16 protein-coding genes are annotated in these 14,816 nt (G+C 53.3%); 7 read left to right on the top strand and 9 right to left on the bottom strand.

What is annotated here, in order from left to right; genetic code table 11:
* Positions 1-88: 88 nt before the first annotated feature.
* From HF650_RS16690 to HF650_RS16680, 3 genes are all read right to left on the bottom strand, one after another.
* Complete coding sequence (locus HF650_RS16690) at positions 89-1,120, bottom strand: methionine synthase (protein ID WP_187799577.1); 1,032 nt, start codon at positions 1,118-1,120, stop codon at positions 89-91.
* A 25-nt stretch (positions 1,121-1,145) separates the two neighbouring features.
* Positions 1,146-2,123, bottom strand: coding sequence for a DUF1852 domain-containing protein (locus HF650_RS16685; RefSeq protein WP_187802726.1), 978 nt, complete (start codon positions 2,121-2,123; stop codon positions 1,146-1,148).
* A gap of 507 nt (positions 2,124-2,630) precedes the next feature.
* The gene (locus HF650_RS16680; RefSeq protein WP_187799576.1) at positions 2,631-3,014 is read right to left on the bottom strand and encodes a helix-turn-helix domain-containing protein; all 384 of its coding nucleotides are present in this window, start codon (positions 3,012-3,014) and stop codon (positions 2,631-2,633) included.
* Between the two features lie 100 nt (positions 3,015-3,114).
* Here HF650_RS16680 and HF650_RS16675 point away from each other — a divergent pair, with 100 nt between their 5' ends.
* Positions 3,115-3,843, top strand: a complete 729-nt coding sequence (locus HF650_RS16675) for an SDR family oxidoreductase (RefSeq protein WP_187799575.1) — start codon at positions 3,115-3,117, stop codon at positions 3,841-3,843.
* 256 nt (positions 3,844-4,099) lie between these two features.
* Positions 4,100-4,339: a biofilm development regulator YmgB/AriR family protein gene (locus HF650_RS16670; protein ID WP_187799574.1), complete on the top strand. Its 240-nt coding sequence runs from the start codon at positions 4,100-4,102 to the stop codon at positions 4,337-4,339.
* A gap of 68 nt (positions 4,340-4,407) precedes the next feature.
* On the opposite strand, the gene HF650_RS16665 is transcribed toward HF650_RS16670, so the two are convergent.
* On the bottom strand, positions 4,408-5,310 hold the full coding sequence (locus HF650_RS16665) for a LysR family transcriptional regulator (protein WP_187799573.1): 903 nt from the start codon (positions 5,308-5,310) through the stop codon (positions 4,408-4,410).
* Between the two features lie 90 nt (positions 5,311-5,400).
* Here HF650_RS16665 and HF650_RS16660 point away from each other — a divergent pair, with 90 nt between their 5' ends.
* On the top strand, positions 5,401-6,417 hold the full coding sequence (locus tag HF650_RS16660; RefSeq protein WP_187799572.1) for an NADP-dependent oxidoreductase: 1,017 nt from the start codon (positions 5,401-5,403) through the stop codon (positions 6,415-6,417).
* A gap of 111 nt (positions 6,418-6,528) precedes the next feature.
* Positions 6,529-6,999 carry a GNAT family N-acetyltransferase gene (locus tag HF650_RS16655; protein WP_187799571.1) on the top strand — a complete coding sequence of 157 codons (471 nt, stop codon included), beginning with the start codon at positions 6,529-6,531 and terminating at the stop codon, positions 6,997-6,999.
* 81 nt (positions 7,000-7,080) lie between these two features.
* Here HF650_RS16655 and HF650_RS16650 read toward each other — a convergent pair whose 3' ends face one another.
* The 4 genes from HF650_RS16650 to HF650_RS16635 form a co-directional block, all read right to left on the bottom strand.
* The gene (locus HF650_RS16650; protein WP_187799570.1) at positions 7,081-9,321 is read right to left on the bottom strand and encodes an immunoglobulin domain-containing protein; all 2,241 of its coding nucleotides are present in this window, start codon (positions 9,319-9,321) and stop codon (positions 7,081-7,083) included.
* Between the two features lie 498 nt (positions 9,322-9,819).
* Positions 9,820-10,647 (bottom strand): MBL fold metallo-hydrolase, encoded by an 828-nt coding sequence (locus HF650_RS16645; RefSeq protein WP_187799569.1) that lies wholly within the window; start codon positions 10,645-10,647, stop codon positions 9,820-9,822.
* Positions 10,648-10,660: 13 nt separating this feature from the next.
* Entirely contained in the window at positions 10,661-10,987 is a 327-nt protein-coding gene (locus HF650_RS16640; RefSeq protein WP_187799568.1) for a hypothetical protein, read from the bottom strand.
* A gap of 4 nt (positions 10,988-10,991) precedes the next feature.
* Entirely contained in the window at positions 10,992-11,525 is a 534-nt protein-coding gene (locus tag HF650_RS16635) for a sugar ABC transporter (protein WP_187799567.1), read from the bottom strand.
* Positions 11,526-11,677: 152 nt separating this feature from the next.
* Between HF650_RS16635 and HF650_RS16630 the strand changes: the two genes are divergently transcribed.
* Together HF650_RS16630 and HF650_RS16625 are read left to right on the top strand one after the other, a co-directional pair.
* Positions 11,678-12,577 carry a LysR substrate-binding domain-containing protein gene (locus HF650_RS16630; protein ID WP_187799566.1) on the top strand — a complete coding sequence of 300 codons (900 nt, stop codon included), beginning with the start codon at positions 11,678-11,680 and terminating at the stop codon, positions 12,575-12,577.
* Between the two features lie 96 nt (positions 12,578-12,673).
* Positions 12,674-13,129, top strand: a complete 456-nt coding sequence (locus HF650_RS16625; RefSeq protein WP_223284185.1) for a hypothetical protein — start codon at positions 12,674-12,676, stop codon at positions 13,127-13,129.
* A gap of 122 nt (positions 13,130-13,251) precedes the next feature.
* On the opposite strand, the gene HF650_RS16620 is transcribed toward HF650_RS16625, so the two are convergent.
* The gene (locus HF650_RS16620) at positions 13,252-13,728 is read right to left on the bottom strand and encodes a GNAT family N-acetyltransferase (RefSeq protein WP_187799565.1); all 477 of its coding nucleotides are present in this window, start codon (positions 13,726-13,728) and stop codon (positions 13,252-13,254) included.
* 92 nt (positions 13,729-13,820) lie between these two features.
* Here HF650_RS16620 and HF650_RS16615 point away from each other — a divergent pair, with 92 nt between their 5' ends.
* Positions 13,821-14,753: a LysR family transcriptional regulator gene (locus HF650_RS16615; RefSeq protein WP_187799564.1), complete on the top strand. Its 933-nt coding sequence runs from the start codon at positions 13,821-13,823 to the stop codon at positions 14,751-14,753.
* The last annotated feature ends 63 nt before the right edge of the window (positions 14,754-14,816 follow it).

The following is a 14,816-nucleotide window of genomic DNA, read 5'->3' as shown; positions in this document are numbered from 1 at the left end:
ACTACCTCTGGTATATACATGCTGATTAAATGTCTGGCGAACGTCCCGGTCGCCAGACAGATTTTATTATTTTCGTCGTGCGTCAGATTTATTTATTCAGAATCTCGCGGCGAATAATATCCGCGCCTGCGCTTAAAGCATTAAGCTTGCCGGTGGCGACCTGACGCGAAAGCGGCGCCATTCCGCAGTTGGTGCAGGGATAGAGCTTATCGGCATCGACGAACTGCAGCGCCTTACGCAGCGTCTCAGCAACCTCCTCTGGGGTTTCAACCGCACTGGTCGCCACATCAATGGCCCCGACCATCACTTTTTTGCCCCGGATCAGTTCAAGGAGATCCATCGGTACACGGGAGTTATGGCACTCTAGAGAGATAATATCGATACCTGAGGTTTGCAGTTTCGGGAACGCCTGTTCGTACTGACGCCATTCTGAACCCAGCGTCTTTTTCCAGTCGGTGTTGGCTTTGATCCCGTAGCCATAGCAGATGTGCACGGCGGTTTCGCACTTAAGCCCTTCGATAGCTCTTTCCAGAGCGGCAATACCCCAGTCGTTGACCTCATCGAAAAACACATTAAACGCCGGTTCGTCAAACTGGATAATATCCACGCCTGCAGCCTCTAATTCACGGGCTTCTTGATTGAGAATTTTAGCAAACTCCCAGGCGAGCTTTTCACGGCTTTTATAGTGATTATCGTAAAGCGTATCGATCATCGTCATCGGCCCCGGTAGCGCCCATTTGATGGGCTGCTTCGTCAACTGACGTAAAAAGCGGGCATCTTCAACAAATATCGGTTTCTGACGCTCCACGGCACCCACAACGGTCGGGACGCTGGCATCGTAACGGTTACGAATTCTAACGGTTTCGCGTTTCTCGAAATCAACACCGCTCAGATGTTCGATAAAAGTGGTGACAAAGTGCTGACGGGTTTGCTCGCCGTCGCTAACAATATCAATTCCGGCGCGTAACTGTTCGTCGAGGGACAAGCGCAGCGCATCCTGTTTCCCGGCGATAAGTTCTTCATTCTGCAATTTCCACGGCGACCAGAGCGTCTCAGGCTGGGCCAGCCAGGAGGGTTTAGGCAAGCTACCGGCGGTAGACGTGGGGAGCAATGTTTTCATAGCTGGTGACCTTATATTTAATAAATCAAAGCGGGTAGTGGGCAGACCATTGCTCAAGAATATCCCTGTGGGGTTCGATAAAATGTTTTTCCGTAAACTTCCCCTGCTCAATCGCCAGCTGGCTACGCTCTTCGCGATCGTAAACAATTTTGGTTAATGAGTGATCCTGATTATTCAGGTCGGGCTGATAGTGCAGACCCGCTGCGGCATTTGCGTTGTAAATCTCCGGGCGATAAATCTTCTGGAACGTCTCCATGGTGCTGATAGTGCTAATAAGTTCCAGATTGCTGTAATCACTTAGCAGATCGCCAATAAAAAAGAAGGCGAACGGCGCAACGCTACCTGACGGCATGAAGTACCGGACCTGCAGGCCCATTTTTTTGAAATAGGTTTCAGTCAGCGATGTGCCATCCTGCTGGTATTCGAATCCTAAAACAGGGTGCTGATTGCCGGTGCGGTAATAGGCATTTTTATTGGACACACTCAGGCAGATCACCGGTGGTTTTTTAAACGCGTTTTTGTATTCATCAGAGCGGACAAAATGCTTGAAAATATTGCCGTGCAGTTCGCCAAAATCATCCGGAATAGTAAATGCTGACTGGTTTTTATTATGGTCCAACAGACGCACGCTAAAGTCATAATCACGCACGTATGAGGAGAAATTATTACCGGTAATTCCTGCGATGCGTCGATCGGTTCTTTTATCGATGATCGTGGTGTTTAATATTTCTATTGCCGGAAAGGCATTACCACTGCCGTCGATATTCATCGTCACAGAAATAATATCCAGTTCAACGGCATAACGATTGCCTTCAGGATTATCCCAGCAGGCTAAGCTGTTAAAACGATTGTTGATCATCGCCAGAGTATTACGCAGATTCTGCTGGCGGTTCTGACCTCTTGCCAGATTGGCAAAGTTAGTGGTGATTCGCGTACTTTCGGAGGGGTTATAATGTTCGTCAAAACGCCCGCTCTTAATCGTGAAGGTAAATTGTGTAGTCATAAAAACCGCATCCGACGTCTGATATAAAATTTTATCGCCTCTGTACTCTAAATAATTCGAGTTGCGCAAAGGCGGCAATTAAGCGGATCCCCGGTGCGTACAGGAGTACGTGATCGGAGGGGAGCGAGCGCTACTAATACATGTGCAACCTGAAGTGTTACCGTTACAGTTCCGCTATAGTTTTGCCAGAAACGCGGAGCAAGAGGAAGTGACCATATCTCACGGTAATATGAATCCCTTTCATGATCGGGTGCAGTGCAGGCCAGACGTTGAGGTCTATCCATGTCGAAAAGAATCTGATTAGCACTCTGGGCATGTTTTATGCGGCTGCGGATGATACAAAAGCCCCCCAGACTTTTCGCTACCCTATGCCGCTTCATCGCAAGCGTCTGGCGGTAATCGGGCAGCGGTCAATCTCCGCTGTTCGCTCAAAGCGGATCTTCTTTGAATTGTTATCTGCTTCACCCTCCTTGCTTAAATCCTGCCCCCGTTGTTTATGCAGGAAGATTACACCTCTTCTTCCGTGGTACGCCGCGCGTCGTAAGCCTCCTGTGCCTGCTCAATCGCCACACCGTATTGCCTCGCCCAGCTCACCAGCGCCACAAACGGATCCTGTAAGGATCGGCCCAGCGGGGTAATGGAGTATTCGACCGCCACCGGTGATGAGGCGATGACGCGGCGGTTAACCAGCCCGTTACGCTCAAGGCGGCGCAGTGCCTCTGTTAGCGCTTTATGGGTGATGGGGTCGAGCCGGCGTTTGATGGCATTAAAGCGTGAGGGTTCGCTGCACAGCACGGTCAGGATCAACACCGACCACTTGTTGGCAACCTGTTCAAGGATCGGGCGCGTACTGTTAATTTCAGCCAGCAGGGCAGGGATATCGGTCGACATAAGGTTACCTTCTCTATATCTGGTGTATATCAGGTGCGTAATTGACGGTAAATATACGAAATGTATCATCAGGCGTCCATCCCCACGTTCTGGAGTAGCCATGTTGAAACTTGAAGGTAAGACCGCCCTGGTGACCGGCGGTAACAGCGGTATCGGCCTTGCGATTGCTCAACGATTCGCACAAGAGGGCGCCCATGTTTTCATCACCGGACGACGCGAGGCGCAGCTGGCAGAAGCGGTGACGCTTATCGGCGGCAACGTTGAGGCGATTGCAGGCGATATCACGAATATTCACGATCGGAGCCGTCTGTTTGACACCATTAATGCCAGAGCCGGAAGGCTCGACATCCTCGTCTACTCCTCGGGCGTCTCTGAACCTGCAAGCCTTGAGGAGAGCACGGAAGAGCATATCGACCGCGCCTTTGGCCTGAATGTGCGCGCCATGGTGCTCACGGTGCAGCAGGCCATCGGCCAGATGGGCGAGGGCGGCACCATCGTCCTGCTCGGCTCAATTGCAGGCAGCATGGCGGTGCCCGGTTATGGCACTTATGCGGCCAGCAAAGCCGCGGTGCGCTCCTATGCCCGCACCTGGACCAGCGAGCTGGCTCCGCGCGGCATCCGGGTTAACACCCTCAGCCCGGGGCCAACTGATACGCCGATGTTCAGCCAGGCGAGCGATGATGTCAGGCAGACGCTGAGCGCGCAAATTCCGGTGAAGCGGCTGGGTAATCCCGATGAAGTGGCTGCTGCAGCACTGTTTCTGGCCTCCGGCGAAAGCAGTTATGTCAGCGGTGCCGAGCTGGTGATTGATGGCGGTATGTCTGCGTAAGCACTGTTTTTAATATCACCCGGCGCTGGCACGAACGGCGGCCGGGTGCGTATTTTTCGCGCATGGCGGAAGAAAGGTGCGTTATAACAACTCATTGCGTGGTGAATTATTTCAGTTGTGACATTGCAGTTCTGAATGAGTGGCACTATAGTAGCAACTTGTACAAGTTTGCAGTGGTAAGTTGTACAACTTACCTCGCGACCAGGCTGCCGGCCCAACCATGCGTAATCCGGGCCCACTTAATGAGTGAAATAAAATGAACAATCCGACCGCAACACTCCCGCAGACCCTCCAGTCAGTTTTTTCGGTCTTCGAGGCTGAAAAAGAGATCATTGACGAAGTGACCCGTGAGCTTCAGGCCGTGAAAGCGACGGTGGCAAATAAAGATATCATGCTGGCGCTTATCGCCCGCGTTGAGACTGAAACGGATGTGATCCGTAAAGATATCCTGCGAAATGCCCTTGAACTGGTGGTGCTTCGCACGCTGGATGTTTAATGTTTTGCCTGCGCCTCTGCTCAGCCAGAGGCGCTTGCGCTTCTCAAATGCCACAACCTGCCGCGCGTTTATAACTGCGCAAATAACAGATCGAGAAAGGCGCGCACCGCAGGATTCGCGCGGCGACTCTCGGGCCACAGCACTGTGAGGTTGTGCTTTTCAACGGCAAACTCTGCCAGCACAGGAACAAGTGCGCCTCGCTCAACCCATGACGCCGCCATAAAACTTGCTACCATGCCAATGCCTGCGCCCGCTGCTACTGTAGTCAGCACGGCTTCGCTGGCGTCTACAACGATTGCTGCGGGGAGCAGTAACTCAACTTCCCGATCTCCCATGCTGAACGGCCAGCGAAACAGCTGCCCGCTGCTTTTATAACGCAGATTCACCGTCTCATGGTTCACCAGTTCATCAGGGTGGCGCGGAACGCCATGCTGGTGCAGGTAGTCAGGCGAGGCATAACAACCGAGGTGGTAAGGCGAGAGGCGGCGCGACAACAGTTGCGAATCGGGCAGATCGCCAATGCGCAGCGCGATATCAATCCCCTCATCAATTACGTTTACCCGTTCGTCGGCGAGGCGCAGATCGATCTGCACCGCGGGTTGATGCTGGCGAAACTGCGCCAGCATGGGCGCGAGCATATGCAGCCCGACCGGCAGCGAGGCGGCAACCCGTATGGTGCCGCCAGGCTCAGCGCGGGCTCTCTTCGCCGCCTGCTCAATCTCTTGCGCATCCTGTAATAGCCGCACTACCCGTTCATGCAGGTCGCGCCCCTCCGGCGTTAAAGCCAGCGAGCGCGTCGTACGCGTGAAAAGCACCAGGCCGAGATGCTGCTCCAGCCGCTGAATACTCTTACTCACCGCCGAAGGCGAAATCGACAGTGCCCGTGCGGCTGCTGTATAGCTGCCAAGGGATCCGGCGCGTGCAAAAGCAATCAGCCCCGTCAGGCGTTCAAAACCGATTTGTTCTTTCATGGCATAAGTAAAGCGAAAGGTAAGCCCATTATCAACCTGTAGACACTGTCATATTCTGCACTGGCTAAAGACAATGCAGAGGAGAGAGCGATGAGTGCCATGATGAAAGCCGTGCGTCTGCACGAATTTGGCGGGCCGGAGGTGTTGCGTTATGAAGAGGCGCCGCGTCCAACGCCCGGCGCGGGTGAGGTACTGGTGCGGGTGCAGGCGGCGAGCATTAACCCGCCCGATCTCTATCTGCGCAATGGCTACCGCGCGCTACCACCGCAGTGGCAGCCCAACCCTCTTTTCCCGCTTATCCCCGGCACTGATATTGCCGGAGTGGTGGAGGTTATTGGTCATGGTGCGCACGGTTTTTGCGCGGGCGATGAGGTCTATTCCATGGTGAGATTTCCGCAGGATCTGATGAAAGGTAGCGGAGCCTATGCCGAATACATCGCTGTCCCTGCCGACGAACTGGCATTAATGCCGCCGGGCATTAATTATCTGCAGGCCGCCGCTGCACCGATGTCACTGCTGACGGCCTGGCAGTTCCTGATCGATCCTGGTCATCATGCGCCTAACCCTTTCCAGTCTTTTCCACATATCCCTGTTTCGCTGAAGGGAAAAACGGTTCTGGTTAACGGCGCTGGCGGCGGCGTTGGGCACTTCGCTCTACAACTTGCCCGCTGGCAGGGCGCGCGGGTAATTGCCGTCGCTTCCGGAAAACATGAGGCGTTGCTGCGAGAATTGGGGGCGAGCGAGTTCATTGATTACACCCGGCAGGACGCAGAAACCGTAGTACCGCCGGTTGATCTGGTGATGGATGCCGTTGGCGGCGCGAATTTGGAGCGTTTTCTGCCGCTTATTAAACCCGGCGGGGCGCTCTACCTGGTCAATCCGCTTGGCTTTAGCGGGCAGCAAGAGGCTGCGCGGCGCGGGATTATGGTCTCTTCGACGCAGGTTCGCTCCAGCGGCCAGCAGCTTCAGCAAGCAGGCGAACTGCTGGCGAGCGGTGAGGTACGCGTAGTGACGGACAGCATCTATCCTCTTCGTGACGCCGCCGCCGCACATCGCCGTGCTTCACAGGGGGGTATTCAGGGCAAGATTGTGCTTTGCGTCAGCTAAGGGGATTCACATTGCCAGCGCTTTTATGCTGACAGCGTCAGCGGGGCGCTTTATTGTGAAGGCCGATAATTCAGCGCGGTGCTCAGTCCCGCTTTAATAAAAGGAACACCAATGATTACATTGCGCCCCATGCGTGCGGATGAATACCCGGCTTATCTGGACTATTTCATTGCGGACTATGCGCAAGAGATTGCTGCAAACTATCGCCTTTCTGCGGCAGAGGCGCAGGCCAGAGCCACGCAGGAGATCGCCGACGATCTCCCGGAAGGCGTTAATACGCCGGGCCACGTTTTGCTCTGCCTGTTGGCGGAGGGTGAGAAGCATGTCGGCTACCTCTGGTATAAACCGGACGCTTCGATGAAAACCCTCTTTATTTATGATTTTCATATCTTCAATGCCTGCCAGGGGCAGGGCCTTGGCAAAGGCGCGCTGCGAGCCTTTGAGGATGAGATGCGGACGAAGGGCGTTGAGCAGATCCGCCTTCGCGTGGCGGGCGATAACGCACGAGCGCGCCATGTGTATGAGGCAATCGGCTTTGACGTAACCGGCATCAATATGAGTAAGAATATAAAAAGCGAGTAAGAGAGGGTGCGAAAGCAAAGAAAATCCACGCAAGCGCGTGGATTTTTAGAGAGTGGCTTCTCTTCTATTTAGTCAGGCGCATCAGGCCTTGATGGTCACCACTGAAGTGGTAGTGGTCACCTGGTTGGTGGTCACGGATGAGTCCACCGCGCCAACTTGCCCTTTGATTACACAGCGATACTGCCCCGCATCGCCCGCGGTGACAGCATCCTTACTGTATGTCGCCTTATTGGCACCGGAGATAGTGCTCCAGCTGGTGCCGTTGGTCGATTTCTGCCACTGATAGCTGGCGGCATCATTGGCTTCCACGGCCAGGTTCAGCGTAGCGCCGGCGGCAACAGCAACGGTTGCCGCTGGTTGAGTCTTAATCTGCGGCGTAAAGGCGTAGTAAGGCATCGCATACTCAACGCCGTTGATATTTACCCGCATCCACTGGCGCGGCTTGGATTGTTCAACCGGTACGCTGGATGAGGCCTGCGAACGGGTACTGATCGCCGCAACATCACTTTGCGCACCGAAGCCCGCTTTACCGTTGTGCATCGAGGCGCGGGGTTCGGCGTCCACGCCGTTCGGTGCTTCCGCCTGCACCTGGCCATCCGGCGTAAAGATGGCCCACTCCCCTTTCTCCTTGCGGGTTACACCGGTGCCGCGAACGTGCACTGCATATTCGCCAATGGTTGCCGGAAGTTTGATCCACAAGCCCGGCAGCAGCGTGTTGAAATCCTGAGCAATATACTTTACTTCGGTAATGCCCGGCGCACCTTCCATCCAGTAGGTTATGGCCGGAACGTCCGCAGCACCGCGCGCAACGTGAATATGCAGTGTTCCCGCAGAGCGATCGTTATTTACCGGCATCGGACCGCTTCCTCCGAGGCTGTAGTAAGTGCTGCGGCAATCGACCTCAATCTTCCAGTGGGTGCCGGTTTCTGGCATGCGGAACGAGCCGATATTCAGCCACAGTTTTTTGCTGTCAATGGTGCCACGCAGCACGCCGCTCAGCCACTGAGCCCGTAGCGGGTTGTCCAGATAAGTGCCGCTATTTTGAAACAGCGACATGCCCATTTCATAGGCGGAAAGCTTCGAGATGATTGCACTGCCGTCCGGGTTTTTCGGGTAGCTGAACCACTTATCGCTGCCCGGCTCGGTGGTGCGGTCATAATTGACGCCGGTCGGGTTTGACCATTGCGACATCACCACACGTGAGTTAAAGAACACGGCGTCATAAGTGGATGACTCGATGCTCAGCGCCTCAATCAGCCACTGGCCGTTGTTGATATCCATCGGCACCGCGCTGTGCTCAATCCAGCCGTTGCGGATCAGCCCCTGGCCGTGGCGTGGGATCCAGATCGCCGGTGCATAACAGTACTGGAAGTTAAATTCAGAAAGCTCAATCGCCGTGGAGTGATCCCAGACGCCGTATGGCCGGTTACTCCAGCCCACTTTGATCACCGGGCCCGCCACTTTGCTGCAGTAGATCTGGTTAAATTTACTGTCGAGGCTGTCGAGATAGTAAATCGTCGCCTCGCCGGTATTGCTGGCCTTGAAATAGGAGACGTTAGCAAAGGTGCCGCCCACGCATTCGTTGGTAAGAAACGGCTGTTTGTTGGAAGCGGTATCGTTGAACACCCCAAGGGTAGCGCCAATCAGCAGGTTACTCTTTTCATCCTGCTTGACGGTTTGCTGCCCCTCCCACTCAATCCCGTAAATGGAGAAATAGCGGTGGTTCAGCGCCAGCACCGCTGAATTCGACTTATCAGAAATAATGCGGGTCGCAATCTGTTTGCCGAAACTGGTGGTCACACCGCGCAGGACAAAGTCGCCTGCGGCAAAGTAACCGCTTGGGTTATAAGGCAGTTCAGCGTCGTTGGCAGCGATCTTCTTGCCGTAACGGCGCATGTCGAGCGGCTTAATCAGATAGGTGCCCGCACCGAAACGGACGCCAATTTTGCCGGAGAGATCGTTGGTTGCGCCACGTGCGAAGGCACCGTTCATAAATTCGTACATTGCTTTGACAGCAGGAGCACAGTCCACGGTGCCGCCCGGTACGGCGCCAAAATCGTGAACGGTGAGTGCCTCGATATCTGCTTCGCGTCGCCAATGGTATGACCCGCCGTTGCTGGCAATAAAACCGCCATCGTCAGTCCCCGCCACCAGGTTTCCGATAAACCATCCTTCGCCATAATTTATGGATCGATCGGATGCTGCTCGTGCATTCCATGAGGTCAGAAAAACGCGTTCACCCTCGGCTGCAGGTTTACGTGCACGCAGTGCTGCAAAAGAGGCGACTTCCGTAATGGCGGTGCTGTTTTCATTAGTAGCCATGATATGTGATGTCCTTTGTGTGATGGTTTTTACTGTATTTATATACAGTATTTTTACTGTACGCCGACACCAAAGGCTTTTCAATAGCGATTTTTACTTTTAAATCAGTTGCATTTTAATGCCGGTTCGTACTAAGGAAATCGCGCTCCGCTCATTAAAACATAAATAAAATTAATATATTTTTTGCTCAGGGAAAAAGGCAAACGAAGCGGGAGTTAACACTGGAGAGAGGCAGAAACGCGCCGACGGAGCCGCGCGTACGACATAAAAAAGGGCACTATTAGCTCAGCGAAGTGACAATGATTTTGTCACTGAAAGCGCGGGCATTCATAAGGCTGTCTCGTGATAGCTTTCTGCAAAAAGGTCGGGACAGGGAGTGATAAAAAAGAGAATGGGTAGCGAATTTTTATCCCTCGTTAGCTTCAGAGGGTGAGGAAGAAGGAGATAAATGCCTGGTTCAGCGGTATAACGTCCCTGTCCGTCAGCCAGGCGACCTACTTATTTCTCAGTATAATCAATACGGTATCCGCAGCCCTCTCTGCTAACACGGGCAAACCCCGTCTGATTTAAATGCATACCTGCAATGAGCAGTTTCTCGCTGGCCGCTTGTTGCATTATTTGTTTCCGGGTTGCCTCGGCCTGCGCGGGATCGACGTCGAACAGAATCGAAACCGCCGGTTGTGCTGACTGAATATGCGGATAGTGAACAATGTCTCCCCATATTAATAAGCGTTCACGCTCCGACTCGATGAGAAAACCGGTATGACCTGGCGTATGGCCCGGTAACCATATCGGTAGGATACCTCCGGCTATCTTCTCACCGTTGAAAAAATGGATATTCGGGGCATACGCCTGCAAGGTTTGCCGGGCCAGCAAAAAATTACGCTGCCCGCGCTCATTCGCCATTTCGCGTTTTGTCTCATCCCGCCAGTACTGAGCTTCGAGTGGATGTAGAATGATTTCAGCACGTTTAAAAACCGGCTCTTTTGCTGCATTGAGCAGGCCTCCAATATGATCCGGATGGCAGTGCGTTAATAAAACGGTATCGACCTCGTCAGGGCTGACGCCCGCTGCGGCAAGGTTTGATATGAGTTGTCCCGGCGCGCCTGCGCCAGCGTCAACCAGAATTACTTGCCTCCGGCCGCGAATAAGGTAACTGTTTATATGAATATCACCGGGCTTATCGATGCCGGCACTGCACTGAATCGCATCCGCATCAGCGGTTTTAATACCTGATAATAGTTCCAGACTGGCTGACATTGTGCCGTCACTCAGCGCGGTTAGCTGGAAATCGCCAATCTGGCGGAATGGAAAAGCGTGGCTCATCACGACCTCGGGGTCAGTTGCGGGCGAAAAGGTGTTCTGCTTGCGATCCAAAGCAGCGAATACGGGCCGTCAGACCAGAGGCCTGTTGCGTGGCAATATCCAGTTCATGCATAAAGTTCTCCATCACTTCATGGGTTCGCAATGGAGTGAGACGGTAAAAGAGCTCGGCATAGACCGGCAGCCCGCAGCCCGGCTTTACATTGATAAAAATGATATGCACATTTTTACGTTCTGCGCCGAGGATGTCACAGCAGAGGGCGCTGCATCTGTCGGTAAAACCGTAGAGATTTTTGAACGTGCCAGCGTGGTTTTCAGAAATATAAAAAGTCAGATTAGGCATAACGTTATGGCGTCCCTTTTTCAGTGCTCTGCAACTGCGGTGTAAGGGACTCGTAGAGCCAGACACCGGGCATATCCGTAAAGGGCGAAGCCATTTCAACAGGCAGAACATAAGCAACGCGATGTGCAGGGGTTTTATCCAGCGCTACCGCATCCATTTGCAGTCCTCGATATCCCAGTTCTGATTCTAAAAAGCCGATAGGTGTTGCGCTCAATAGCAGAATTTCATTGCAAGCGAGGGCAGGAGCAAGGCCATCACCGGTATAGAGATTACGGTGCCAGTCAGTAATGCAGGCCTGCCAACGTGAAAAATTACCGCCGCCCTTTAAACGGTACTCCTCGCTGCTGAGCACATCCGCATCATTGACGGTGTGAATGGCAAGATAAGCAGGGCAGCCAGCCTGGAGAGCACGAAAACGTTGAGAGGTAGTAAAGCCAGTAACAGATATTAATGCGGGTAGCTTTTGCTGGCTGTAAAACGCATTCCATTCAGCCTCGCTTTCAGCATCGTTATACGAGCACTCCACGGTATAGAACATCAGCCCCTCTCCACATAAGTCATAAATGCGAGCAAACAGGTTCACTCAATGATTTTTCATCATGCTACAAGCTGGTTTAACCGCTTAAAATCGATAATATGTCACCCATCAATGACATTTAGTCATTAAACGCGAGCACAAGGAGCCTTTCTATGCGCAGAAAAATACCCAGTAGTGCGTCGCTTCAGGCTTTTGATGCCGCAGCACGGCACGGAAATTTTGCCCGGGCTGCGGAGGAGCTATCGTTAACGGAAGGAGCGATTAGCCGCCAGATTGCGCGTCTTGAAGCGCTGCTGAACCGTAAGCTCTTTGATCGCGTGGGAAGCCGGGTAAAACTAAACCCGGTTGGCGCGCGCTACGCGCATCACGTGCGTGAAACCCTCGATCGGCTGGAGAGGGATACGCAATATGTAATGGGCATTCCGGAAGATAGCAGAAGCCTCGATATTGCTGTCCTGCCGACCTTTTCCAGCCGCTGGCTTATTCCCCGCCTGAATAGCTTTAACGCGTCATTCCCGGACATAACTTTAAATATTGCAGCGAGAACCGATCCCTTTATTTTGCCTGGCAGCGGCTTTGATGCGGTTATTCATTTTCAACACTCTGCCTGGGCAGGTATGCGAATGCAGTTTCTGTTTCAGGAAAATCTGCTGCCTGTTTGCCATCCTGCACTCTTGACCCATGATGACGTCAATCAGCAGTTAAACGCACTTCCGCGCATTCACCGTCGGCAAAACCCCGATGCATGGCAGCGCTATGCCCGCGAAAGCGGTATACACCTTGATAACCCGGCGCAGGGTGCGCGCTACGATCTGCATGAAATGGCTATCGCGGCCGTTATGGCGGGGCAGGGCGTTGCCCTGGTTCCACGTATGTATATTGAGAATGAGTTGCGCTGCGGCACGCTTGTTTCGCCCTGGCCTGCATCAGATTGTCTGAGCAAAAAATTCTGTTTAGTAAAACCGGCGGAAACAGGAGAAAATGAGGCTGCGCTGGCGAGTTTTGAACGCTGGTTGCTTACCGAAATGAATACGCTCATCAGCCTCGCTTAATAACCAACTGAGCCGTTACGTTTCATGTTTTGTTGATACTAATTGCACGTTTTATTATCGGTAAAGAGTCGTGCTGCCGAAGCGTTGGAGAAGTATATGAAGGAAGCCTTAATTATTTTATTGGGACTCATTCCCGTCGTTCTCTTTGTAACCCTGATGAGATATTTCTATAGATCGCTTCGTCATCCGAAAAAAATCGTAACGGAGAGTAATGGGCTAAGAAAAATTTCGACGCCACCATCATTGTTCGGTTTATTCGCATCTCGCACGCTCTATTACTATGACGAACAGTTTTTTTATCAGATTAAGCAAAAGGAAAAGGTGACGCTTAAAGTTCCGCTAGCAAAAATAGTACGGGTGAAACCGGGCTATACGATGGTTAATAACAGACGAAGCTGGGTGGTGACCTGGCAGAGCGATGGCGGGGAAAAACAGGTCAGTTTTTATCACAACATCACCTTGTTCAACCATAATTTCGCTGTTTTTTTACACGCGATTAAAGAAGCGAACCCGCAGGCAGAAATTAAAGAATTAACCTCTTTCACTCTTTAACCCTACGGCCCCATTCTCGCATCTAGCGGGCATGACGCCCGCTTTGCTTCCTGGCCGCATCATAAAAATCACCGCAGCGAAGTGCGGTGTTTAGCCTGTCAAGCTGCTGCGGTGAGCGGCTTTTATTCAGCAAATTTCAGCAGCGCGTCGCCATCAAGGCGGTAGCGTACCCATTCAGATTGCGGCAGCGCACCAATGCTCAGGTAAAAATCAATGGCCGGCTGGTTCCAGTCGAGCACACTCCACTCAAGGCGGCCGCAACGGCGCGCAACGGCGTACTGCGCAATCTGTTTTAGCATCGCTCTACCCGCGCCCTGGCCGCGATAATCAGGGGAGATATACAAATCTTCCATATAGATACCGTTGCGGCCAAGCCAGGTGGAGTAGCTGGTGAAGAAGACGGCATAACCGACGATCTTCCCGGCAATTTCACAGATCAAAGCTTCGGTATTGCTACCCGCGCCAAACAGCGTCTCGCGGATCTCATCGGGGGTGGTGACCACCTCTTGCGGCGCTTTTTCATACACGGCCAGCTCATAAATCATGTCGTAAATAGCGGATGCGTCTTCCGGGCAGGCCGGGCGAATGGTAAGGCTCATCGGTTTTCCTGTTGGTTTGGTCGAGAGGCGAGATTGCTGCCGCTAAGCATAAGGGGTATCGTCTGAAGAATTAAGTGCAATGAAATCACACAATGATGAATATTATGCATCCGGCGCTGCGGCGTCTTGATTTAAACCTTTTGCCCGTTTTTGACGCCGTCTACCGTTACCGCTCGGTGCGCCTTGCGGCTGATGAGCTGGCGATGAGCACCTCGGCGCTCAGCCATGCGCTCTCACGGCTGCGCACCGCGCTCAATGATCCGCTCTTTTACCGGGAGGGGCACCGGATGTGCCCCAGTGTCTACGCCACCCAGCTCGCGCCCTCCATTGCTTCGGCGCTGAAATTCCTAAACCAGCAGCTGACGCCGCAGCCGGAGTTCTCACCTGCTACCACGACGGAACGTTTGCAGATCGCCATTACCGATTTCACCGCGTTTTGCATCTTTCCGGCCCTGATGGAGAAGCTGCAATATGACGCACCCGGTCTCGGTTTTGACCTCATCTACCTCCCGCATAGCCCGGCACTCACCGAATTACTGGCCGGCGAGATCGACCTGGCGCTGGGGTTCAGCACCCCGGACGCGTTTCGCCATCCGGAACTGGATGAGATTAATTGGTTCAGAGATGAGTATGTCGTTATCAGCAACAAACGCCGTTCCTCGCTGACGCTCGAAGACTATCTTGCCGCGCGGCATCTGGTGGTGACGCCGTGGAATGAGAAGCAGGGGGTGATTGATCTACAGCTTGAGCAGATGGGGTATACGCGACAGATCGCGCTTAAAACGCCGTCGATGTTGAGTGCACCGTTTATTGTTGCCCAAAGCGATCTGCTGATGGCGATCCCGCGTTTTGCCGCCGAGAAGCTGATGCCCGCTGTGGATATCACGCTTTTTGCCCTGCCTTTCAACATCGCGCCGTTTGAGGTGAAAATTTACTCCCATAAGCGCAGCGGCAAGCGAGGCGCGACCAGCTGGCTACAGGCGACGCTGCACACGCTGGCACAAGAGTTAAAAAGCGGGCGGTGAAACAGAGGCAGGTGAGGACGCCGCCTGATGATCCCGGCGGCGTCGGCGTTAATGGCTCAGAAT

Origin of the sequence: Kosakonia sp. SMBL-WEM22 (assembly GCF_014490785.1) — a bacterium.
Classification (GTDB): Bacteria; Pseudomonadota; Gammaproteobacteria; order Enterobacterales; family Enterobacteriaceae; genus Kosakonia.
This window is presented reverse-complemented; position numbering and strand designations above follow the sequence as displayed.